Origin of the sequence: Shewanella piezotolerans WP3, assembly GCF_000014885.1 — a bacterium.
Classification (GTDB): Bacteria; Pseudomonadota; Gammaproteobacteria; order Enterobacterales; family Shewanellaceae; genus Shewanella; species Shewanella piezotolerans.
In genome coordinates this window covers 3,880,799-3,901,464 of the sequence record NC_011566.1, presented here as the reverse complement: position 1 = coordinate 3,901,464, position 20,666 = coordinate 3,880,799, and the positions used below count along the sequence as shown (strand labels likewise).

The 20,666-nt window shown below is 42.7% G+C and carries 21 protein-coding genes; 8 read left to right on the top strand and 13 right to left on the bottom strand.

The window, feature by feature from the left end; all coding sequences use genetic code 11:
* Window positions 1-17: 17 nt before the first annotated feature.
* Window positions 18-296 (bottom strand): oxidative damage protection protein, encoded by a 279-nt coding sequence (locus tag SWP_RS16435; protein ID WP_020913719.1) that lies wholly within the window; start codon window positions 294-296, stop codon window positions 18-20.
* Between the two features lie 2 nt (window positions 297-298).
* Window positions 299-1,363 carry an A/G-specific adenine glycosylase gene (gene mutY, locus SWP_RS16430; RefSeq protein ID WP_044556011.1) on the bottom strand — a complete coding sequence of 355 codons (1,065 nt, stop codon included), beginning with the start codon at window positions 1,361-1,363 and terminating at the stop codon, window positions 299-301.
* A gap of 255 nt (window positions 1,364-1,618) precedes the next feature.
* On the opposite strand from mutY, the gene trmB reads away from it, so the two are divergent.
* The 5 genes from trmB to SWP_RS16405 all read left to right on the top strand — a co-directional run bounded on the left by trmB (window position 1,619) and on the right by SWP_RS16405 (window position 6,013).
* A complete protein-coding gene (gene trmB / locus SWP_RS16425) occupies window positions 1,619-2,332 on the top strand; it encodes a tRNA (guanosine(46)-N7)-methyltransferase TrmB (RefSeq protein WP_020913717.1) in 714 nt (237 codons plus the stop codon).
* A gap of 53 nt (window positions 2,333-2,385) precedes the next feature.
* A complete protein-coding gene (locus SWP_RS16420; protein ID WP_020913716.1) occupies window positions 2,386-2,712 on the top strand; it encodes a YggL family protein in 327 nt (108 codons plus the stop codon).
* Entirely contained in the window at window positions 2,712-3,626 is a 915-nt protein-coding gene (gene glsB / locus SWP_RS16415) for a glutaminase B (protein ID WP_020913715.1), read from the top strand. The genes SWP_RS16420 and glsB overlap by 1 nt, the downstream gene beginning before the upstream one ends.
* 197 nt (window positions 3,627-3,823) lie before the next feature.
* Complete coding sequence (locus SWP_RS16410; RefSeq protein ID WP_020913714.1) at window positions 3,824-4,645, top strand: YggN family protein; 822 nt, start codon at window positions 3,824-3,826, stop codon at window positions 4,643-4,645.
* Between the two features lie 426 nt (window positions 4,646-5,071).
* Entirely contained in the window at window positions 5,072-6,013 is a 942-nt protein-coding gene (locus SWP_RS16405) for a LysR family transcriptional regulator (RefSeq protein ID WP_020913713.1), read from the top strand.
* 573 nt (window positions 6,014-6,586) lie between these two features.
* Here SWP_RS16405 and SWP_RS16400 read toward each other — a convergent pair.
* The 8 genes from SWP_RS16400 to SWP_RS16365 form a co-directional block, all read right to left on the bottom strand.
* On the bottom strand, window positions 6,587-8,431 hold the full coding sequence (locus SWP_RS16400; protein WP_020913712.1) for a DUF885 domain-containing protein: 1,845 nt from the start codon (window positions 8,429-8,431) through the stop codon (window positions 6,587-6,589).
* Between the two features lie 125 nt (window positions 8,432-8,556).
* Window positions 8,557-9,693: a radical SAM family heme chaperone HemW gene (gene hemW / locus SWP_RS16395; RefSeq protein ID WP_020913711.1), complete on the bottom strand. Its 1,137-nt coding sequence runs from the start codon at window positions 9,691-9,693 to the stop codon at window positions 8,557-8,559.
* Complete coding sequence (gene rdgB, locus SWP_RS16390; RefSeq protein WP_020913710.1) at window positions 9,693-10,292, bottom strand: RdgB/HAM1 family non-canonical purine NTP pyrophosphatase; 600 nt, start codon at window positions 10,290-10,292, stop codon at window positions 9,693-9,695. The genes hemW and rdgB overlap by 1 nt, the downstream gene beginning before the upstream one ends.
* Window positions 10,293-10,514: 222 nt before the next feature.
* Window positions 10,515-10,949 (bottom strand): DUF4426 domain-containing protein, encoded by a 435-nt coding sequence (locus tag SWP_RS16385; RefSeq protein ID WP_020913709.1) that lies wholly within the window; start codon window positions 10,947-10,949, stop codon window positions 10,515-10,517.
* 83 nt (window positions 10,950-11,032) lie between these two features.
* Complete coding sequence (yggU, locus tag SWP_RS16380) at window positions 11,033-11,320, bottom strand: DUF167 family protein YggU (protein ID WP_143711207.1); 288 nt, start codon at window positions 11,318-11,320, stop codon at window positions 11,033-11,035.
* Window positions 11,320-11,868 carry a YggT family protein gene (locus tag SWP_RS16375; protein WP_020913707.1) on the bottom strand — a complete coding sequence of 183 codons (549 nt, stop codon included), beginning with the start codon at window positions 11,866-11,868 and terminating at the stop codon, window positions 11,320-11,322. Before SWP_RS16375 ends, yggU begins: the two co-directional genes overlap by 1 nt.
* A 31-nt stretch (window positions 11,869-11,899) precedes the next feature.
* Window positions 11,900-12,718 carry a pyrroline-5-carboxylate reductase gene (gene proC, locus SWP_RS16370; RefSeq protein ID WP_020913706.1) on the bottom strand — a complete coding sequence of 273 codons (819 nt, stop codon included), beginning with the start codon at window positions 12,716-12,718 and terminating at the stop codon, window positions 11,900-11,902.
* Between the two features lie 119 nt (window positions 12,719-12,837).
* Window positions 12,838-13,575 carry a YggS family pyridoxal phosphate-dependent enzyme gene (locus SWP_RS16365; RefSeq protein ID WP_044556010.1) on the bottom strand — a complete coding sequence of 246 codons (738 nt, stop codon included), beginning with the start codon at window positions 13,573-13,575 and terminating at the stop codon, window positions 12,838-12,840.
* 35 nt (window positions 13,576-13,610) lie between these two features.
* Here SWP_RS16365 and SWP_RS16360 point away from each other — a divergent pair, with 35 nt between their 5' ends.
* From SWP_RS16360 to hemH, 3 genes are all read left to right on the top strand, one after another.
* Entirely contained in the window at window positions 13,611-14,648 is a 1,038-nt protein-coding gene (locus tag SWP_RS16360; RefSeq protein WP_044556009.1) for a type IV pilus twitching motility protein PilT, read from the top strand.
* Between the two features lie 13 nt (window positions 14,649-14,661).
* On the top strand, window positions 14,662-15,774 hold the full coding sequence (locus SWP_RS16355) for a PilT/PilU family type 4a pilus ATPase (protein ID WP_020913703.1): 1,113 nt from the start codon (window positions 14,662-14,664) through the stop codon (window positions 15,772-15,774).
* 414 nt (window positions 15,775-16,188) lie between these two features.
* The gene (hemH, locus tag SWP_RS16350; RefSeq protein ID WP_020913702.1) at window positions 16,189-17,202 is read left to right on the top strand and encodes a ferrochelatase; all 1,014 of its coding nucleotides are present in this window, start codon (window positions 16,189-16,191) and stop codon (window positions 17,200-17,202) included.
* A gap of 782 nt (window positions 17,203-17,984) precedes the next feature.
* Here hemH and SWP_RS16345 read toward each other — a convergent pair.
* The 3 genes from SWP_RS16345 to ppnN form a co-directional block, all read right to left on the bottom strand.
* The gene (locus tag SWP_RS16345; protein WP_020913701.1) at window positions 17,985-18,374 is read right to left on the bottom strand and encodes a DUF3192 domain-containing protein; all 390 of its coding nucleotides are present in this window, start codon (window positions 18,372-18,374) and stop codon (window positions 17,985-17,987) included.
* Between the two features lie 106 nt (window positions 18,375-18,480).
* A complete protein-coding gene (xni, locus tag SWP_RS16340) occupies window positions 18,481-19,248 on the bottom strand; it encodes a flap endonuclease Xni (protein WP_020913700.1) in 768 nt (255 codons plus the stop codon).
* On the bottom strand, window positions 19,245-20,597 hold the full coding sequence (ppnN, locus tag SWP_RS16335; RefSeq protein ID WP_020913699.1) for a nucleotide 5'-monophosphate nucleosidase PpnN: 1,353 nt from the start codon (window positions 20,595-20,597) through the stop codon (window positions 19,245-19,247). Before ppnN ends, xni begins: the two co-directional genes overlap by 4 nt.
* Between the last annotated feature and the right edge of the window lie 69 nt (window positions 20,598-20,666).

The following is a 20,666-nucleotide window of genomic DNA, read 5'->3' as shown; positions in this document are numbered from 1 at the left end:
GCTTTTTTTGTTGAAGACTATTCGTCGTCTTTTTGAGGTACATAACCCTCAATTTCAACGTCTTTCCCTTCAAACAGAAAGTTAATCATTTGCTCTTCTAGAAACTTACGATCATCAACATTCATCATGTTCAATTTATTTTCGTTGATAAGCATCGTTTGCTTGGACTGCCAAAGCGCCCACGCTTCTTTACTCACATTGTCGAAAATACGTTTGCCTAAATCACCAGGGTAGAGTTGAAACCCTAATCCTTCTGCTTCTTTCTTCAAATATACGCAATTTACTGTGCGAGCCATGATTACTCCTTAATTAATACAGAACCTAAACTCGCTAGAATGCGCTCAGTCGCTGAGGCTAAACCAACTTTAGGTGGATGAGGTAAGTTATACCAGACCGAAGAGTCTTGTTCCATGATCTGGTTATCGCTAATCTTGTTTACTGAGACCAAAACTGGTTGTATGTCGAGGTGAAAGTGGCTAAATGTATGCCTAAAGCCAACGAGATCTTCACGATGCTTGATGTTAAATGCATGTTCACTTAGGTATTCTTCAAGCTCTGCTTGGTTGGTAAATTGAGGGAAACACCAAAGCCCACCCCAAATACCACTTGGTGGCCTTTTTTGTAGATGAACATGGTTTTCGTGTTCTACTACGAGCAACCATGCTGATTTTTCCGGGACCACTTTTTTAGGCTTCTTACCTGGATACTCTAGTTGGCGCCCACTCAATTGAGCTTTGCAGTCAATCGCAACCGGACAAGCTGCACAATTGGGTTTGGTGCGAGTACATACCGTAGCGCCAATATCCATCATCGCTTGGTTATACTTATGAATCTCTTTTGCTGGGGTTAACGCTTCAGTGAGTTGCCACAGCTGATTTTCTACCAGTTTTTTCCCCGGCCAGCCATCAATTGCTCCATGCCTGGCCAGTACCCGCTTTACATTACCGTCAAGAATGGGGTGATTTAATCCTAGTGACAATGACAGTACCGCGCCAGCTGTCGAACGACCAATGCCAGGCAAGGATAATACATCTTCAAAATCAACAGGGAAGCTTCCTTGGTGCAAGGCTACAATTTGCTGAGCCGCTTTATGCAGATTACGTGCTCTGGCGTAGTAACCTAAACCAGTCCAGTGATGGAGTACTTCATCTTGCTCTGCGCCAGCCAATATTTCAATGCTGGGAAAGCGGCTAATAAACTTTTCAAAGTAGGGGATAACAGTCGCAACTTGAGTTTGTTGCAACATGATCTCTGAAATCCACACTTTATATGGGGTTTTGTTTTGTTGCCAAGGAAGTTGTTTGCGACCATGTAAGTCGTACCAACTGATAATTCGCTGAGAAAAGGGGGCTGGAGTTTTCATCGGCGCAGTGTAACCACAGAGGAATACTTTAACAAGCAACAGTTGTTAACTCGTTTAAACGATCATTGTCAGTGAATCCTGCTTCAACTGCGGGAAAATAGCTGACTTGGTGAGTATTTTTTGTAAAACAGTGCTTGTAACTCGCACAAACTGAGATTATTGGTATAATTTTGCCTCAATAGGGCTTGCACTAAAGATTTAACTTTGGATAATGCCTTTCTTTTTAATTAATAGCTGTCTTAAGCGAGGGCGAAAATGAGCGACGTAACAACCGCTGAATTCAATGAAGAGGGTAAATACCTTCGCAAAGTAAGAAGCTTTGTATTAAGAGAAGGCCGCCTAACAAAAGGGCAGGCTCAAGCGATGGAACAGCAGTGGCCATCTATGGGGCTAGATTATACCCCAGAAGCGATCGATTTAGTCGAAGTGTTTGGCCGTGAAGCTGACACTGTGCTAGAGATTGGCTTCGGTATGGGAGGTTCATTAGTTGAGATGGCTAAGGCGTCGCCAGAACTTAACTTTATTGGTATTGAAGTGCATAAGCCTGGTGTAGGTGCATGCTTGTCAGTTGCAGCAGAAGCTGGCGTGACTAACCTTCGTGTGTATCATCATGATGCATTAGAGGTACTTGAAAATAGCATTGCCGAAGGTAGTTTAGCTCGCGTGCAATTGTTCTTTCCTGATCCTTGGCACAAAAAACGTCACCACAAACGCAGAATAGTACAAGCTCCATTTGCTGAGCTTATTCGCAGCAAGCTTAAAGTTGGTGGCGTGTTCCATCTTGCTACTGACTGGGAAAACTACAGCGAACACATGTTAGAAGTCATGACTGCTGCGCCAGGTTACAAAAACCAATCTGCTACCGGTGATGTAGTCGAGCGTCCAGAGCATCGTCCGCTAACAAAATTTGAAGCGCGCGGCCACCGTTTAGGGCATGGCGTTTGGGATCTCATGTTTGAGCGTGTTTAAGCGCTCTGCTGAAATTTACGTTCTTATAAAATAACCTTTCTGGGAGAATAACCATGGCAGCTAATCGTAGTCGTCGTTTACGTAAAAAGTTACGCGTTGATGAGTTTCAAGAGTTTGGTTTCGATACAAACTGGACTTTCAATGACTCTGTAACCGAAGAGCAGATAGACTCAATTGTTGATCAGTTCATCGAAGAGGTTATTGAGCCTAGAGACCTTGGTTTCCATGGTGGCGGCCATAAAGAGTGGGAAGGTATTATTGCTACTCAAGCTATCGGTAAGTGTACTGATGAAGACAGAGCTGCAGTTAAAACCTTCTTTGAAGGGCAGCCTGTATCTGATGTTGAAATCGGTGAGCTTTACGATATTTGGTGGAGTTAATGCCTGAGCTGGCATTGCTTGAAGAGGTTATTGAAAAAGTACGACCTCTTTTAGGTCAAGGTAAAGTGGCTGATTATATTCCAGCTCTTGCTGAGATCAATGCCAATAAGCTCGGTATCGCCGTGACGACTAGAGATGGTGTCACAATAGGGGCTGGAGATTATCTCGAGCCCTTTTCAATTCAGAGTATTTCGAAAGTCTTCAGTTTAACGCTGGCACTAATGCATTACGAAGAGCCTGAAATTTGGTCTCGGGTAGGCAAAGAACCATCGGGCCAGTCATTTAACTCTTTGGTGCAAGTTGAGTTAGAAAAAGGACTACCGCGTAATCCATTTATTAATGCGGGTGCTTTGGTTATTGCAGACCTATTGCAAGGCCGCTTAGGCGCGCCGAAACAGAGAATGTTGGAGATTGTCCGCGGGCTGAGTGATAATCAAAGGATTGGCTACGACAAAACGGTTGCCAGATCTGAATATCAGCATAGTGCGCGTAATGCCGCTATCGCATATCTGATGAAGTCATTCGGTAACTTCAACAATGATGTCGACACTGTCCTTAAGAGTTATTTTCATTATTGCTCCTTGAGAATGAGCTGCGCCGATCTGTCTAAAGCCATGATCTATCTTGCTAATGGTGGAAAGAGTTTGGCGGGTAAACAACTAATAACGCCAGTGCAGACAAGGCAGTTAAATGCGTTGCTAGCAACTTCAGGCTTATATGATGGTGCTGGAGAGTTTGCCTATCGTGTTGGCATGCCTGGGAAAAGTGGCGTAGGTGGTGGGATCATTGCTGTGATCCCCGGTGATATGTCGGTATGTGTTTGGTCTCCAGAGCTCGATACTAATGGCAATTCACTTGCTGGAACCGCAGCGCTTGAGACCCTTAGTCAGACATTGGGTCGTTCAATTTTTTAGTATCCTCTGTTTTACTTACTCAGTAATGTCATATTTAGCCAATAGTTCGCAATATTGGCTATTATCAGCTTCCCAAAGACTCCCGTACTAAGGTTAAATTCCATATTTCAGCTTCATTAACAATTGGTTAGTGTTGTTGGCATGCTCTGTGCTTTATCTAGACTAATTATATTTATAAGCGATAAAGGATTACAGCGATGAAAAAACTTCTTACTTCTGTCGGCGTCTCAGCCGTATTACTGTCAGCTTCTAGTTTGCAATTAGTCAGTGCCCATGACGAGTCTGGTGAACATTTTAACAATGAATGCGAAGTATCACTTAATTATGATGTCACTGTAGAGCCTAAAAAGCTGACAGTGAGTGACGTGGGTAAAGAGCAATACCGTATTGAAATGAATAAGCTATTTGTTAATGGTGAGCAAATCTCACTGAACAAACAGCAGCAACAGCTGGTTAGCCAATATGCTGATGAAGTGTCATCACAAGTTCCTGAGGTCATTGAGTTAGTGAATGATGCCGTAGCTATGGCATCAACTGCTGTGAGTATGGCACTGACGCCGCTACTCGGCGATGCAACTGGGGCTAAAATTGATGAGATGATGGATGGTTTGCAAGATCGAGTTGAAGACGTTGCTTATCAAAATGGTGACAAGTTTTATCTTGGGGCGACCGAGTCTTCCCTTGAAAGCGCATTTGGTGAAGAGTTTGAAAAAGAGATGGAGCAGCTAGTTCAAAACTCAATTGGCACCATGATGATGAGCTTAGGTAGCCAAATGATGTCTGGCGATGGTGACTCTTTTGAGGCAAAAATGGATGCGTTTTCAGTGAAAATGGACTCTATCGGAGAAGATATCGAGCTTCAAATGGAAGAGCAAGCACAAGACTTAGAAGCGCGTGGTGAAAGGCTTTGTGAAAACTTTGAGACTTTAGCAGCGTTAGAGAAAAAACTTCAGGCTCAAATCCCTGAATTAGCGAACTATTCTTTGGTGGCAACGGCAAGCAAAAAGCTGCTTGAATAAGCAAGATTTGTAACGATTAAATGTAAATCCTTGTGTTGCCTAGCCAAATTGCAACAGCCCCTGCATCCCACCTTTATGCAGGGGTTTTCGTTTAAAGCCATTCGACTTGTCCAGTTAGTTTTCCCTTTAACGCCAAATAGAGATAGCGGGTTCATATTTTAATTACCGAAACCTCAGCCCTGAAACGTCAAAGCCTACAAAAATGTCTGGCTAATGCTAGTACAAAAGTACTTATATGATGAGATCTAAGGTTTTTTTGGTATACTTCTAAAAATAAAAACAAAACCATTTAATGGTTAAATAAGTACAACTCTACTCTAGCGTACGCATATTCACTTAAGATATTGTTCTGTAACATGTTTTGTGTCAGCTTTATCTTAGCGATGGAAGTACTATTACTCTCGTAAACACCTTAAGGCGATTTACATGTTAGAACTTTTAGAACCAATCGCAATTTTTACTCATGTAGCTCGAGCGGGTAGTTTTAGCTCTGCAGCACGAAAGTTAGGTATATCTAAGTCTAAAGTTAGCACTCAAGTTGCAGATCTTGAGCATAAGCTCGGTGTTCAACTTATACAGCGTACCACTCGTAGCTTAAGCCTTACCGAAGCAGGCCAGTTGCTTTATGCTCAAGGCGAGGAGCTGTTACGAGATGCAGATCAAGCTGTTGCTAGCGTTCATAATTTAAATGATGCAACACGCGGCGTATTGAAAGTCGGTATTTCACAATCTTTCGGTACCATGCACATCATTCCGGCTCTACCTGAGTTCATGGCGAAGCATCCTGAACTTGAGCTACAAGTTAGTTTACTTGATCACAAAGTTGATGTCGTCAGCGAAGGGTTAGATCTACTGCTGACTATGTCTGAGCAGTTACCTTTAGGTATGGTTGCTAGACCGCTGATGAAGTGTCAATTCTTATTGGCTGCATCTCCCTCATATGTCGAACAACATGGTATGCCAAGCCGCCCTGAGCAATTGGTTGATCATAACTGTCTTGTATATCAAGGTGAGTGGCATGAGCACAGTGTTTGGCAGTTTAAGCAAGGTGATGACTATTGCGAAATTGGAGTCTCTGGTAATTTTAGAGTCGATAATGCGCCAGCGCTAAAATCAGCTGCTGTTAGCGGTTTAGGGGTTGTCTATCTGGCGAGTTACTTGCTAGAAGATGAAATTGCTAAAGGAACGTTAGTGCCAATTCTGGATGAATGGCAATTAACTCATCATTTACCTTTGCAAGCCGTTTATCCTCGACGTAAACATCTTGCACCAAAGGTTAGTGCGTTCATTGATTTCATTAAAGATCATATTGGCTCACCGCCTTATTGGGATAACCCATATAAAGAATTGTATGCAAAACGTAAGTAAAAATGGGAAACATTGTTTTAAATCTTGAACAATGTATTTTTCGTATCAGGTTTTAATAATAAAGTTGTAGCTTTATCAGTGGTTTACCGTGATGTGCTGGTTGTTTAGTCAGTGTGAATTTAGTCACTGCTAATGCTGGTTTTTATGGTTTTTGTTGCAGTTTGTTCTTAATTTTATACAATGCAGGCAGTTGATTCAAAACGATTTGAGTCCTATAACACACTACAGAATGACCCCTCTTTATTGTGTTGTACAAATCAGCGTAATGCAGTTTTGATTCGATGCTGGCAGAAGTTGAAGAACTAAAACAATGCTAGCCTTAAAACCATCATCCTAGTTTTGGTTTACCCCGGCTTTTACCGGGGTATTTTTCTGTTAAGCACTTGAAATTTATCTGTACCCTACAAATGAGTCTATTTACTACTATCCCCGTTCAACTTGAAGATGCTCGTTTCAGAGGCATTGTGCCAGTTCAATAAAAAAGCCACTGTATTCAGTGGCTTTTTTATTGGTTTTTTTTGAAGGCTACTTTCTACTGATTGGTATTATTTGCACAAAGTAGCCTAGGTATCATTAACTGCTTTTATCTATCCAAAGATCAATTTCAGACTCAAGTACATCTAATGGCACTGGACCATTTTGCAATACAATTGTATGGAAGTCCCTAATATCGAATTTGTCACCTAGCGCAGTTTGTGCTTTTGCTCGTAGCTCAAGTAGCTTGAGCATACCGACTTTGTAAGCAGTTGCTTGTGAAGGCATGACAATGTGTCGTTCTACCATTTTGATGGCATCAGACTCAGCATTAGGCGTGTTCGATACGTAGTAGTTTATAGATTGTTCACGGGTCCATTTTTTAGCATGAATACCGGTATCAACCACTAAGCGGCAGGCACGCCATAGCTCCATTGCTAAACGACCGAAGTCAGAATATGGGTCGGCATACATTCCCATCTCTTTAGGGAAATATTCGCTGTATAAACCCCAGCCTTCAATGTATGCAGTGTAACCGCCATACTTACGGAACTTAGGGACTCCCTCGAGCTCCTGTGCAATCGCTATTTGCATATGGTGCCCTGGAGTACCTTCATGGTAAGCCAGCGCCTCCATTTGGTATTTAGGCATTGCTTTCATGTCATATAGATTGGCGTAGTAGGTTCCTGGGCGACTTCCATCAGGTGATGGATTGTTATAAAAGGCTTTACCTGCTGACTTTTCTCGAAAGGCTTCGACCTGCTTTACTATCATCGGTGCCTTTGGCTTAACCTTAAATACTTCATCAAGTCTGCCACTCATGGTATCAATAAGTGCTATAGCTTCTTGCAAGTAAGCCTGGCGACCTTGATCGGTATCGGCATAGTAAAATTGTTGGTCATCACGCATAAAGGCGAAGAACTCTTGAAGACTGCCTTCAAAGTTAACCTTTTTCATTATATCGCGCATTTCACTGTGAATTCGTGCCACTTCAGATAGGCCAAGCTTATGGATCTCGCTGGCGCTCATATCTGTTGTGGTTGTCCGTGCTAGTGCATTGTTATAATAAGTTTCGCCCTGTGGAAACTTCCATGCGCCATCGCGTGTGTCAGCTTTGGTTTCTAGCCTACCCATGTATCCAATAAGCTTGTCATAGGCAGGTTTTACGTCATCAACTAATGCTTCTTTAGCTGCAGTTAACAATTGCTGTTGTTCATCTGAACTGATTGATAAGGCGCTGACTTTTCGTTTAAAGTCTGCCCATAGCGCACTGTCTTCACCCTCATCAAATGGAGCACCTTTAACAATGTTTTTGCTATCAGAGATAACATATGGAAAGACAAATTTTGGTGCAATAATGCCCTTTTTGGCACGTATTTCAAGTGCTGTTTGCAGCTGTGAAAGGCGTTTAGGTACACCGTTTAGACGACTAATATAGGCTTTAGCATCTTTAATATCGCTGATCTGATGTTGGTTGATCAAGAATGACGCTATTTGTGAGTGGCCACCATACATCTGGTTGACAGGGTAGCTATGGTAACGCCACTGATCATCTTTTATCTCTTGCTCAAGCTTTTGAGTCAGTAGTTGATAACTCAATTTTGATTGTCTATCGAGTTTATCTACATTGAGCATATTTAGCTGGGCTAAATGTTTTTTGGTGCGCGCTAACTTTGCATCTGTTGCCGCATCGCTCATCTCATCCCATTTGTCATAATCGGTTTTTATACCGAGATAGGTTTGAGATATTGGGCTGGCCTGCACATTTTCCATGAAAATGGTTTCAAACAGCGCATTGGCTTTTTCTGATTCACTATTAGTTTTTTGAGCCACTGGCTCACTTGGACTTAAATAGGGAGCTGACGTCGGCGCAGCATATACTGCAGAACTTAAGCAAATAGAGAGGGACAGAGCGACTACAGTTATTTTTGTTTTTATTGGCATTTTTAGACTTCCTTAGAATTATGATTGTTATCCTAAAGAAGCCTAGAGTTAATTTTTTGATCTAAGTGTTAGAAAATGTTTCTGTTGAGCTGTTTTGTTTAGTAATGACGAATATATTCAATGCTTTATAAGAATTGTGACAATAAGTCATTTACAAACATATGCCCTCTAGGGGTGAGTTGCCAATGCTCTTGGCTTTGTGTCATAAGCCCTTTAGCACAAGCTTGTTCGATTCCTTGAGAAATAACACTTCGCTCCAAGCCAGTTCTTTGTTCAAACTCTTCCTTAGGGATTGGAGTCATCAACCTCAAACGATTCATTAGGTATTCCAGCGGTCTGTCTTCCTCTTCTACAATAGTGGTATCAGAGGTGTAGTCACTTGCTGCTAGGTAACCTTTTGGGTGTTTAATTTTTACCGTTCGCAGTATTTTGTTGTGCTTGAGTTGAGTAATTTTTCCGTGCGCACCACAGCCTATACCTAAGTAATCACCGAACTGCCAGTAATTAAGGTTGTGTTGACACTGGAACCCTTCTTTCGAATAGGCCGATATCTCATATTGAACGTAACCTAGTTCAGCAAGCCTTTTCTGCCCTTGCTCGTAGATCCGCCATAGTTTTTCATCATCGGGTAGCTGCGGAGGTTTGGAGTGAAACAGCGTATTAGGCTCGATAGTGAGCTGATACCAAGACAGGTGCGGCGGGGCAAGTTCTGCAGCGGTTTCTATGTCGGCGAGTGCCTCATCAAAGCTTTGATTTGGCAGGCCATGCATCAAGTCCAGGTTAAAGCTGTTATAACCAGATGTCTTTGCTTTTTTAGCTGCGACCTGTGCTTCTGTTTTATCATGAATACGACCAAGCAGATTGAGTTTATCACTGGAAAAACTCTGAACTCCAATTGATAAGCGTGTAACGCCTGCTCGCTGATAAGCCTCAAAATCATCATGTTCTAGGGTGCCAGGATTGGCCTCCATGGTGATCTCTATGTTGTCTTTAAACTTAATCAGTTTATCAACCTCTGTGAGTAAACGCTTTATCTGCGCAGCATCAAACAGAGAGGGGGTGCCACCACCAATAAAAATGGTATGTAGTTGCCGACCTTGGACATAGTGTAAATCCTGTTTTAAGTCGGCAATAAGCGCGTCGACATATTCCGTCTGTGGTAGCTCTCCATGTTGACCATGGGAGTTAAAGTCGCAGTATGGGCACTTCTGTACGCACCAGGGGATATGAATGTACAAGCTTAATGGTGGCAGGGTTAACATTAGCTAAAAATACCTTGTTGCTTCATTGCTTCAATCAGTAAAACCAACGCTTTACCACGGTGGCTCAATAAGTTCTTCTCATCACTACTCAGTTCTGCAGCACTACACTTATGTTCAGCAGGAATAAATATAGGATCGTAGCCATGACCATTGTCACCAAGTGGGCTAAAGCCTATGCTGCCCTCCCAAGATGCTTGGCAAATGATAGGAGTAGGATCTTTAGCATGGCGCATATACACCAATACACACTGAAAGCGGGCACTGCGTTGTGTTTGGTTATCTAGAGCTTTCAGCAACTTGGTATAATTTTGCTGATCTTTAGCTCCTTCGCCTGCGTAGCGCGCAGAATATATCCCTGGTGCACCTTGCAGAAAATCGACCTCTAGCCCTGAATCATCAGCAATCGCCGCATGACCCGTTATCTCTGCCGCATGTCGCGCTTTTATAATGGCGTTCTCGACAAAAGTGGTTCCCGTCTCTGCAACTTCAGAAACGTTAAATTCACTTTGGGCGAGGATCTCTACACCATAATCGGCCATCAGTTCGGAAAATTCTTTGAGCTTACCTTTGTTGCCACTTGCGAGGACGATTTGGTTCATGGGGGGCCTTCAATCTGTCTGAAAATATGGCGGCAATAATAACGAACCGTGCCATTAAATGCATCACTTAAATCTGGCTGAAAAGCTATAAGGCTGGGGATATGAAACTTCTGGCTTGCTGATGATTAGGTTATTGCAATTTCCACTGCTAGCACATAGCACCTTCATTCAGCTGAGCTGCAAGCTTGACAGATAGAGTGGGGGATCGCTCCCCCTGCAAGACTACTCAACGTAGAACTTTTGTTTGAACTTAAGCTGCGTATTGAGTTTAGAACCATGTTTAACTGCGATGTTAAAGTTTATCTCTTGATCATCACGATAAGGCACTTCAGCGATGTAATAGATTGATTCGCCTTCGCGGATCTCCCTGAACTTCAATTCTACCCGTGCATCGAGCAGGTTGTTGGCTATGCCAGTGATTTCAACCGGTACCGCTGGATTTCCGTCAACACTGGTATCTAACACCGAAATATTTAAGATCCCTGAATAACTACTGCGCTTGATGCCGTAGGATTTGGCAATGCTGGGAGTTAAAAAGGTGCTACTGAGGGCGATATAATGAATATCATAGTTGCCGACTTTTTGTTTCTGTTCAGCAAATGCGCTACTGGTTAGGCATAGACTGAGCAGCATAACGGCTATTAGTGAGCGGAGCATATTGGCTTTCCTTAGGTATTAGCTTTGTTATTAGTATAGAACTTAAGTGTGGTAAACGCCTTATACTTCTTATAAGTATAAGGTTACAAAAGGTTTTGTATTTCAGGAGGGATAACCTTGGGCGAGGAGATAAGCACTTGCTTATGACGTCCTGTGAGGCCTTTAAGTATGTCAATGTCGCCCTTTGGGACCTTGAATGCTTTAGAAAGATATTTAGCCAGATGAATATTCGCTTTGCCATCAATAGGTGGTGCGGTAATGGCTATTTTTAGCTCGTTGCCATGCAGCCCGACTATCTGATCTCGACTAGCTTTAGGCTGAACGTAAAGTTGAAGCAGCAGGTTTCCCTGCTGCATACAGACTGCTACCACTATACGTTTGCCCAGAAAGGTACGTATTGGGCAAGTAGGATGTTGAGGAAGTTCAGAATAATCATCATCACTAATAGTGATAAATCTAAGCCACCCATTTGTGGCAACATGCGACGTATTGGCGCTAAAAGAGGCTCTGTTAATTGCCCCATGACCATTTCTATAGGATTGTGGCCTTGGCTCACCCAGCTCAATATTGCCCTTAGGATCAGCATCCAAAACAGCAATACTCCTGCTTCTTTGAGCACTGATACTAGTGAAACGAGTAAGATTGTTGCTATATCTATCGCAGCGCCAGCCATCAAACTAAGCAGTACGAATTTGGCAACCACGACTGTAATTGCGAGTACAAATGAGGCTGTATCAAAGTTGCCAAATGAGGGAATAACACGTCTTAATGGGCCTACGATAGGGTGCGTTGCTTTTACGATAAATTGGCTAAATGGATTATAAAAATCGGCTCGAGCGAGCTGTAGCCAGATCCGTAAAATGACCACCATTAAGTATAAATCGAATACTGTACTTACTAGAAAACTAAATGCATTCATCTGTTTACTCTACTTATCACGTTTAATAAAATTAGTATTGCTTTGCCATCTCTTGCGCCCGCGCAATGCAATTTGTCATCGCATCATCAACTAGGCCTCGTATATTACCCTGTTCAAAAGTGGCGATCGCCTGCGCTGTAGTGCCGCCTTTTGAAGTGACGTTATTTCTTAGTTGCGTTAAGCTCAAATCTGGGTTCTGTTTAACCATTAATGCTGCGCCCAATGCCGCTTGTTGTGCCATCTCTCTTGCACTAACTTCAGCCATGCCACTCTTAACGGCACTTTCAACCATAGCTTCTAAAAACAGGAAGAAGTATGCAGGTGAACTTCCTGCTAAAGCGATGACCTGATTTAACTCTTCTTCTTTGTTGACCCAAAATACTTCACCACCGGTTGCCATCAGTGTTTCGCATAAAGTTTTATCTTCGGCAGAAATATCATCCCCCGCAAATAATCCCGTTAAGCCTACACCTATCTGAGTTGGGGTATTAGGCATAGTGCGTATTAATTTGATCTCTTGCTTAAAATAATCACTATAGCGTTTAGCTGTTACACCTGCAGCGATGGTGATTATCAACTTATTTGAAAGATCTAAATCACTTAACTGCTCACCAACTAATGCCATTAAGTGCGGTTTTACACCTAATACGATGACATCAGCAGATTTTGCGGCTTCTATATTATCGTTAGTGATGTTAATGCCAAAATCTTGTTGTAGCGCATCAAGTTTAGGCTGGCTTGGGTTGGCAGCCGTAATGTGCTTAGGGGAGTAACCACTTTTCACTAAACCACTTACGATGCTGCGTGTCATGTTACCAGCACCAATAAAACAGACATTTTTTTGTGACATTGAGTTCTCTTTTTATTCTAGTTAGGACGACACATTTCTACGACTCGAAAAATATTACCAGTATAAAGCTTAATATTTAGCTAAGGTAGCCCAATAACAAGCCCTGTCGTTATTAAACATTATTTATCTAAGCGTTGAGCTTGATTGCTAATGGCTCCATTTTTGGGGTAATCGCGTGCGCCAAATATAGCGCTACCGATCCGTACCATGGTTGATCCATGGGCGACTGCCAATTCAAGATCATTACTCATGCCGACGGACAAAGTGTCTACACTCGGGTATTTAGCTGACAAACGCTGATATTGCTTTTGTAACTCGGCAAGTTCTGCGATTGCAGTGACATTATCAACGCTGGCTGATGGGATTGCCATTAACCCACGCAAGTTTAAATTAGGCAGTAAGTGGATTTTCTCTGCTAAGGCCGCAATTTCAGCCGTAGTCACTCCTGACTTACTGGCTTCTTGACTGATATTGACTTGAATGCAGACATTCAGTGGGCTCATGTGTTCAGGTCGTTGGTCATTTAGCCTGCTAGCAATTTTCTCTCGCTCAACGGTGTGCATCCAATCAAAAAGGCCTGCAATTATTTTGGTTTTGTTTGATTGCAAAGGGCCAATGAAGTGCCACTCGATATCGGGGTAATCTTGACTTAGGCTTTTTACCTTTTCCTCCCCCTCTTGCACGTAGTTTTCACCAAAACGTCTTTGACCTGCAGTATAGGCCTCTATGATCTGCTCATTTGGCTTGGTTTTGCTCACCGCCAACAGTTGTACACCTGCTGGGTTCCGTGAAGAATTTTGTGCTGCTTGTTTAATCCTGTGCTGGGCGAGCGCTAGTCTGTCTGTTATTGTTGTCATGTTGTATATTTTTGGTTGAATGGATATCCCAAACTATGGAAATCACAGAGTTACTTGCCTTTAGTGTAAAGCACAATGCATCAGATCTACACCTTTCTGCGGGGGTTTCTCCTATGATCCGTGTTGATGGTGAAGTGAGGAAGATAAATCTTCCCGCTTTAGACCATCAAGGTGTTCACAGTCTTGTGTACGATATTATGAATGATAAGCAGCGCAAAGATTATGAAGAACATCTAGAGATAGATTTCTCATTTGAAGTGCCTGGCCTTGCCCGTTTTCGTGTTAATGCCTTTAACCAATCTCGTGGTTCTGCAGCTGTATTTCGTACCATTCCAAGCGATATCTTAAGTTTAGAACAGTTAGGGGCGCCAGAGATCTTCAAGAAGATATCGAGTTTCCCGCGCGGACTGGTTTTGGTAACCGGCCCTACGGGGTCAGGTAAAAGCACCACCTTGGCTGCAATGGTTGATTACATTAATGAGAATAGACACGACCACATATTAACGATTGAAGACCCGATAGAATTTGTACATCAAAACAAACAATGCTTGATCAACCAACGAGAAGTGCATCGTCATACTCACAGTTTTAATGCTGCTTTGCGTAGTGCATTACGTGAAGATCCAGACGTTATTCTCGTCGGTGAAATGCGAGATTTAGAAACCATTAGACTGGCAATGACCGCTGCTGAAACTGGTCACTTGGTATTTGGCACCTTGCATACGACCTCTGCCGCAAAAACGATTGACCGTGTAGTCGATGTATTCCCTGAAGGTGAAAAAGGCATGGTAAGGACTATGCTATCCGAATCACTGCAAGCGGTGATCTCTCAAGCGCTGATCAAAAAAGTGGGTGGTGGTCGAGTTGCTGCGCATGAGATCATGATGGGCACACCAGCAATACGTAACTTGATCCGAGAAGATAAAGTCGCGCAAATGTATTCAGCTATTCAAACGGGGATGGCACATGGGATGCAAACATTGGATCAGTGTTTACAAAACTTAGTCAATCGCGGCCAAATTAGCCGTGAAGACGCGCTGCTCAAGAGTTCAAATAAGCAAACCAATTTTTAATAGGTAAATACTTATGGATGTTCGTCCTTTTTTAAAGGTCATGATAGATCGTAAAGCATCAGATCTGTTTATTACAGCGGGTTTCCCCCCGAGTGCAAAGATAGACGGTGAACTACGCCCTCTTAGTGAGAATGCATTTAACCCTGCACAAGCATTGGAGTTTGTTGAGTCACTTATGACCGACGTGCAAAAAGTGGAGTTTCATGAATCTCGTGAGTGTAACTTCGCATTTGCGGCTAAAGATTTAGGCCGGTTTCGTGTCAGTGCTTTTTGGCAAAGGGAGGCACCAGGTTGCGTAATGCGCCGTATTGAAACTCAAATCCCAGAAGTTGATGATTTAATGCTGCCGCCTATCTTGAAAGATTTAGTAATGAGTAAGCGTGGCTTAGTCATTATGGTGGGTGGCACAGGAACGGGTAAATCGACATCGCTGGCAGCACTGGTTGGCTACCGAAATGCACATGCGCGTGGCCATATTCTGACCATCGAAGATCCTGTCGAATTTGTTCATGATCACCGCCAAAGCATTATTACCCAACGGGAAGTGGGCATTGATACTGAATCTTTTGATGCGGCGCTTAAAAGTTCACTGCGTCAAGCGCCGGATGTGATCCTCATTGGTGAGATCCGTAGCCAAGAGACAATGGAATTTGCGCTGTCTTTTGCTGAAACGGGTCATCTTTGTATGGCGACACTACACGCCAACAACGCTAACCAAGCACTTGACCGTATTATGCACCTAGTACCAGAGAGTAAGCATCATCAGCTGTTATTTGATTTGTCGCTTAACTTACGTGGGATTGTGGCGCAGCAACTGGTACCTAAAAGTGATGGAACCGGGCGTAGAGCTGCAATTGAAGTACTCATTAATACGCCGCGAGTGGCGAGCTTGATTGCTAAAAACGAACTGCATTCGTTAAAAGAAACCATGTCTAAATCTAACGAGCAGGGGATGCAAACGTTCGATCAGGCATTGTTGAAGTTATACAGTGAAGGCGAGATTAGCTACGCTGATGCATTGCACCATGCTGATTCACCCAATGACTTAAGGCTAATGATTAAGCTGCAAAGCTCAGATACCACGAGTACATCATCAATGGATGGCGTCACACTTAATCTTGATTAACAGCAAAATGTTATTGATTTGAGCTGTTAGGCACTAGAGATAAGCGTAATACACCTATGGTAAAGACTAGGGGGGGGGATCTTTCGAGCTTAGTTTTTGTTCAATTCAATGCTGCTAGTGCAAGGCTTGAGCTCTTCGCTTAGTTAGCTAAGTGAAGAGTTCATAACGCAGTAATAGAAGCAATGAAACGAATCCAATGGCCAATAAATTGCTGTAAAAACAACCATGAAAGATCAACAGACCCTAAGCTGGCAATATACTGTATTGGCAGCTTTTTATTGTAAAAAATTGATCTTTCTATGTATCTGAACGTAGTCGTTGTATCAGTAACGCTAAAATGCGTTAGGTATTAAAATACCACTGCTATTCTTGTTTCGGCTTTCTATTTCAACATTAAATTTTTAAGGAGTTCTCTTGGCTAAGTTTTCTGGGTTATCCAAGGAAGAAGGGCATAAAAAACGCGGTAAAACAGGTGTGTTGCTAGTCAATTTGGGGACGCCAGACGAAGCGACACCATCGGCGGTAAGACGCTATTTGGCAGAGTTTTTGGCCGATCCACGTGTTGTCGAAATTCCAAAGTTAGTATGGATGCTCATCCTACACGGTATTATTTTGCGAGTGAGGCCTGCCAAATCAGCAGCACTGTACCAGCAAGTTTGGACAAAAGATGGCTCACCATTGATGGACATCACTAAACGTCAAACAAAGAAGTTAGTGGAGCATTTTGAACGTTCTGGAGAGGATGCCTCTGTGCGGTTCTGCATGCGTTACGGCCAGCCGTCTGTGGCATCGACCTTACAAGATATGCACAAAGAGGGGATTGATAAACTAGTCGTATTACCGCTCTATCCGCAGTACGCTGCACCAACTACGGCTTCAGCGTTTGATGCGATAGCGAAGGAACTAATGACTTGGCGATATTTACCTGCCTTACATTTTATTAATACATACCACGATAACCCCGATTTTATAGATGCACTTGCTGCATCTATATCTAAAGATTTTGAGCTTAATGGACAACCACAAAAACTAGTATTGTCATACCACGGTATGCCCGAGCGTAACCTTCATCTTGGTGATCCCTATTACTGCTTTTGTATGATCACCACTAGGTTGCTGGTTGAAAAACTAGCACTAACTGAAGAGCAGTATATTACGACGTTCCAATCTCGTTTTGGTAAAGCAAAATGGTTGATGCCATATACTGATGCAACCATGGAGTCATTGCCTAAAGATGGCATAACTGACATTGCGGTAGTGTGTCCGGCTTTCAGTGCTGATTGTTTAGAAACCTTAGAAGAGATAGCTGGAGAGAATAGGCTCATTTTTGAAGAGGCTGGTGGTAAGAGTTTTAGGTATATTGCGGCTTTAAATGACAATGATGACCATATTAAAATGATGGCCAATATCGTTAAACCTCACCTTTAACGCAGGAGCGGTACTAACTCTGACAAGTTTAGTTGAGAGCTTGTCAGAGTGTATCTACCCATCCCGCTTGAAAATGCTCGTTTCAGAGGTGTTGTGCTAGTTCAATGCTAGGCGCGTTAACGTGGAAATGGTTATTCCCTTTTAATACCAATTGCATTAAGTATTTGACCAGTTCAGAGCCCCCTCAGTCTTTTCAATTCAAAGCGCTTTGGTAAAGAAATGGTCATTCCCTTTTAAGACAATGCAAAGCAGAAGTGGAAAGACTGAGGTGCTCACGAAGTGCGGGTTTCAAAACGTTGTATGCTTCATTATAGGATTTGGATATACGACTAAATGGATTTAGGAGGTAGAGCGAAGCAGGATGCCAGAGCCGAGAATAACTATTAGCTCAAATCCCACTACTTGCCTACAGCATTTTGAATTCCCGCTGAATGGTCAAACTTTTAATGCAATTGGTATAAGTTGCCGCAATAACGAAGTGGGCTTGCACAACCCCTTCTTCGATGGGCGTTTCTTATATAAAAAGCTTGGGCTTTACTCTGTGTTATTGATTTTACCAAGGGAGCGACCATTAGCTGCAATCAATGCCTCGCCTACATGGCCTAGTATGTTCCTGACATGCTCAAGGCATTCCCTCCATCCCTGGAGGCCAGATGTAGGTGCTTAGGTTCTGCATGGAGCAATGAACCTGTGACTAAAGCCCATTAAACTCCCACAAATCCTGCATTTTCAGGCAGGATGGGTATATATTACCTGTGAAATGTTAACTTTAATGCTTGGTATTACAAACTGTCTATTCGGCTAGTTAAGTATTGCTGATAGGTATCTTCACCCCATGCAACAAGACTTCCTTGCTTAAATAGTAGAGGAGTACATTCCTCCTTCGTTGTTTCACCATCAGACTCTTTGTGATGAGTGCGGTAAAATAGTATCTGCAAATTTTGTTGGTTTGAGATCTTAGCTTCGCTGAAATCAGCTTTACCAAACATAGCTTTTATTTCATCGATACTCTGTCCGATAGCAAGTTCTGTCATTTGGGCTCGATTGTAAGCTTGTCTATCTTCCCAATCCATTTCATCTGGAGTTGGGTCATAAGAGACCATAATGACAGCCACAAAGGCAATATAGGCAACAAATATAGATCCTATGATTACGGGGACTTTGGATTTCATTTGTACTCGGGTTCCTTGAGAGGCAATTCCAATTACTGGCTACGATACTATGCAAACTCATTGTGGTAAACGCAAAAAGACAACTTTTTGTTAACAGTTGTAAGTGTTAGCTATTAGCTTTTGGTAGTCTAAATTGCTTTAGGTTAGCATTAAGCGGCATATCTAATTGAAGTTGCACTAATTTATAACTCAGTCTAGCCAAGTGTTTGCCTGCTTCGAGTTTTTTCGCTTGTTTGGAGCCTACCTGTTCGATAGAACTGTAAATGTTAGCGAGTGATCTAAATATTTTTAACAATTCAACGGCTGATTTCGGCCCAATGCCAGGCACTCCTGGGATCTTATTACCGCTATCTCCAGCTAGTGCGAGGTAATCGATAAACTGCTTGTGCTCTACTCCGAGTTTTTGCTCCATTGCTTCAACTGTCATATAGGTTTGGTTAAAGTGATCCCATTGTTTAATGTTGGGGTGTTTTAATTGGCAAAAGCCTTTATCGGTGGATACTATGATAGCTTCACCGCCAATACTGACGAGCTTAGTGGCTAAGGTCGCGATAACGTCATCGGCCTCGGAATCCGCCTCTAACGAGGCTATATGATGTTCAGCAAGGTAGCTTTTTATATCACCGAGGCCGTTAGATAAGGCTTCTGGCATGGGTTTACGACCTTTCTTATAATCTTCATATAACGCTTTACGCCAAGAGATCGCGTTTCCATCCCAAACTATTGCTACATGAGATGGTTGGTGGAATTTCAATAGTTTCTTACAAGCGCCATGAACTCGCTCTTTGAGTCCACTTATATCTGCTTCGTTAGGTTGAGCGGCGTGGATGCGCCGCACTAAATTCATACCGTCTAGAATTAAAAATTTGTTCATTTAATTACTTTGTAGCAGGGAACGTAAGCGCTTCCTGGTAACTTCATTCGTTGTTGTGAAACAAAAGCGTTAAGGAGCTGATCCATTAATGCCATGAGTTTAGGCTCGCCTTTTAGCTCAAAGGGACCTTGTTCTTCAATTCTCTTAATGGTTTCCATTTTGACGTTGCCAGCGACAATACCGGAAAATGCTTTTCTTAGATTGGCCGCAAGCTCAGCCTTGTTGGATTGTTCATGTAGATCCAAATTGCTCATCACCTCATGAGTCGGCTCAAAAGGTAGCTGAAATTCAGGTTCTATTTTTAATGACCACTGGTATTGATAGGAGTCGCCATTATCTTTACGAAATACCTTAATTTTTTCCATCGCTTCTTTTTGAATGCGCGCCACTTCAGCTGGATTATCGATCACTATTTGATATTTGCTTTGTGCTTCTGGTCCGAGTGTTGCTGCAATGAACTCATCGATACGAAGGAAATATTCTTCACTCTCTTTTGGACCGGTTAACACCAGTGGGAAGGGAATGTCTTGATTGTGCTTGTTCAGTAAAATACCCAGTAAATAGAGTAACTCTTCTGCCGTGCCTGCACCGCCAGGAAAAATGATGATGCCATGGCCAAGTCTAACAAATGCTTCTAAACGCTTTTCAATATCCGGCAAGATAACCAGCTCGTTTACGATCTGATTTGGTGGCTCTGCAGCAATAATACTAGGTTCTGTTAAACCGATATATCTCGCATGGTTGACCCTTTGTTTAGCGTGGCCAATTGCAGCCCCTTTCATCGGACCTTCCATTGCACCTGGTCCACAACCTGTACAGATGTCGAGTTTACGTAAACCGAGCTCGTAACCGACTTCGCGAGTATATTGGTACTCTATGGCGTTGATGCTGTGCCCTCCCCAACATACTACGATATTAGGATCAAACATTGGCATGGTTCTGGCGTTACGTAATATATCGAACACAACGTTTGTGATGTGATTGGCGTTGGTGAGGTTGATATGTTTTAAGTTCTCATATCTGTCATAGATATAGACAATATCGCGTAAAACTGAAAATAGATGTTCCTGTATGCCCGCAATAATTTCGCCATCAACAAAGGCTTCTAAAGGGGGATTGGTGAGCTCTATTTTTATGCCACGCTCTCGCCTTAATACGTTGATGTTAAAATCAGAAAATCGGCTAAATAGGTCTTTAGCATTATCGCTTTGCAAGCCTGAGGCTAGTACAGCAAGCGAGCAGCTGCGATAGAGCTGGTAAAGCTCACTTTTTGCATTTTGTTTGAGACGGTCAACTTCGAGTTGCGAAAGCTGATCTAGGCTTCCTCGAGGACTTATTTTCACTATCATAGCAGCTCCTTAGCAGTGATAGTTTGGCTGTCCCTCAAAGATAGCTGGCGTTAAGAATGGGAAACGCCT

Bases quoted from the DNA above. Each gene is read 5' to 3' on its own strand.
- SWP_RS16355 (WP_020913703.1), top strand. From the start codon at position 14,662: ATGGATGTTCGTCCTTTTTTAAAGGTCATGATAGATCGTAAAGCATCA.
- trmB (WP_020913717.1), top strand. From the start codon at position 1,619: ATGAGCGACGTAACAACCGCTGAATTCAATGAAGAGGGTAAATACCTT.
- SWP_RS16375 (WP_020913707.1), bottom strand. From the start codon at position 11,868: ATGAATGCATTTAGTTTTCTAGTAAGTACAGTATTCGATTTATACTTA.
- SWP_RS16365 (WP_044556010.1), bottom strand. From the start codon at position 13,575: ATGACAACAATAACAGACAGACTAGCGCTCGCCCAGCACAGGATTAAA.
- SWP_RS16345 (WP_020913701.1), bottom strand. From the start codon at position 18,374: ATGAAATCCAAAGTCCCCGTAATCATAGGATCTATATTTGTTGCCTAT.
- ppnN (WP_020913699.1), bottom strand. From the start codon at position 20,597: ATGATAGTGAAAATAAGTCCTCGAGGAAGCCTAGATCAGCTTTCGCAA.
- proC (WP_020913706.1), bottom strand. From the start codon at position 12,718: ATGTCACAAAAAAATGTCTGTTTTATTGGTGCTGGTAACATGACACGC.
- mutY (WP_044556011.1), bottom strand. From the start codon at position 1,363: ATGAAAACTCCAGCCCCCTTTTCTCAGCGAATTATCAGTTGGTACGAC.
- SWP_RS16385 (WP_020913709.1), bottom strand. From the start codon at position 10,949: ATGCTCCGCTCACTAATAGCCGTTATGCTGCTCAGTCTATGCCTAACC.
- xni (WP_020913700.1), bottom strand. From the start codon at position 19,248: ATGAACAAATTTTTAATTCTAGACGGTATGAATTTAGTGCGGCGCATC.
- glsB (WP_020913715.1), top strand. From the start codon at position 2,712: ATGCCTGAGCTGGCATTGCTTGAAGAGGTTATTGAAAAAGTACGACCT.
- SWP_RS16410 (WP_020913714.1), top strand. From the start codon at position 3,824: ATGAAAAAACTTCTTACTTCTGTCGGCGTCTCAGCCGTATTACTGTCA.
- SWP_RS16435 (WP_020913719.1), bottom strand. From the start codon at position 296: ATGGCTCGCACAGTAAATTGCGTATATTTGAAGAAAGAAGCAGAAGGA.
- SWP_RS16420 (WP_020913716.1), top strand. From the start codon at position 2,386: ATGGCAGCTAATCGTAGTCGTCGTTTACGTAAAAAGTTACGCGTTGAT.
- hemW (WP_020913711.1), bottom strand. From the start codon at position 9,693: ATGTTAACCCTGCCACCATTAAGCTTGTACATTCATATCCCCTGGTGC.
- SWP_RS16360 (WP_044556009.1), top strand. From the start codon at position 13,611: ATGGAAATCACAGAGTTACTTGCCTTTAGTGTAAAGCACAATGCATCA.
- SWP_RS16400 (WP_020913712.1), bottom strand. From the start codon at position 8,431: ATGCCAATAAAAACAAAAATAACTGTAGTCGCTCTGTCCCTCTCTATT.
- SWP_RS16405 (WP_020913713.1), top strand. From the start codon at position 5,072: ATGTTAGAACTTTTAGAACCAATCGCAATTTTTACTCATGTAGCTCGA.
- rdgB (WP_020913710.1), bottom strand. From the start codon at position 10,292: ATGAACCAAATCGTCCTCGCAAGTGGCAACAAAGGTAAGCTCAAAGAA.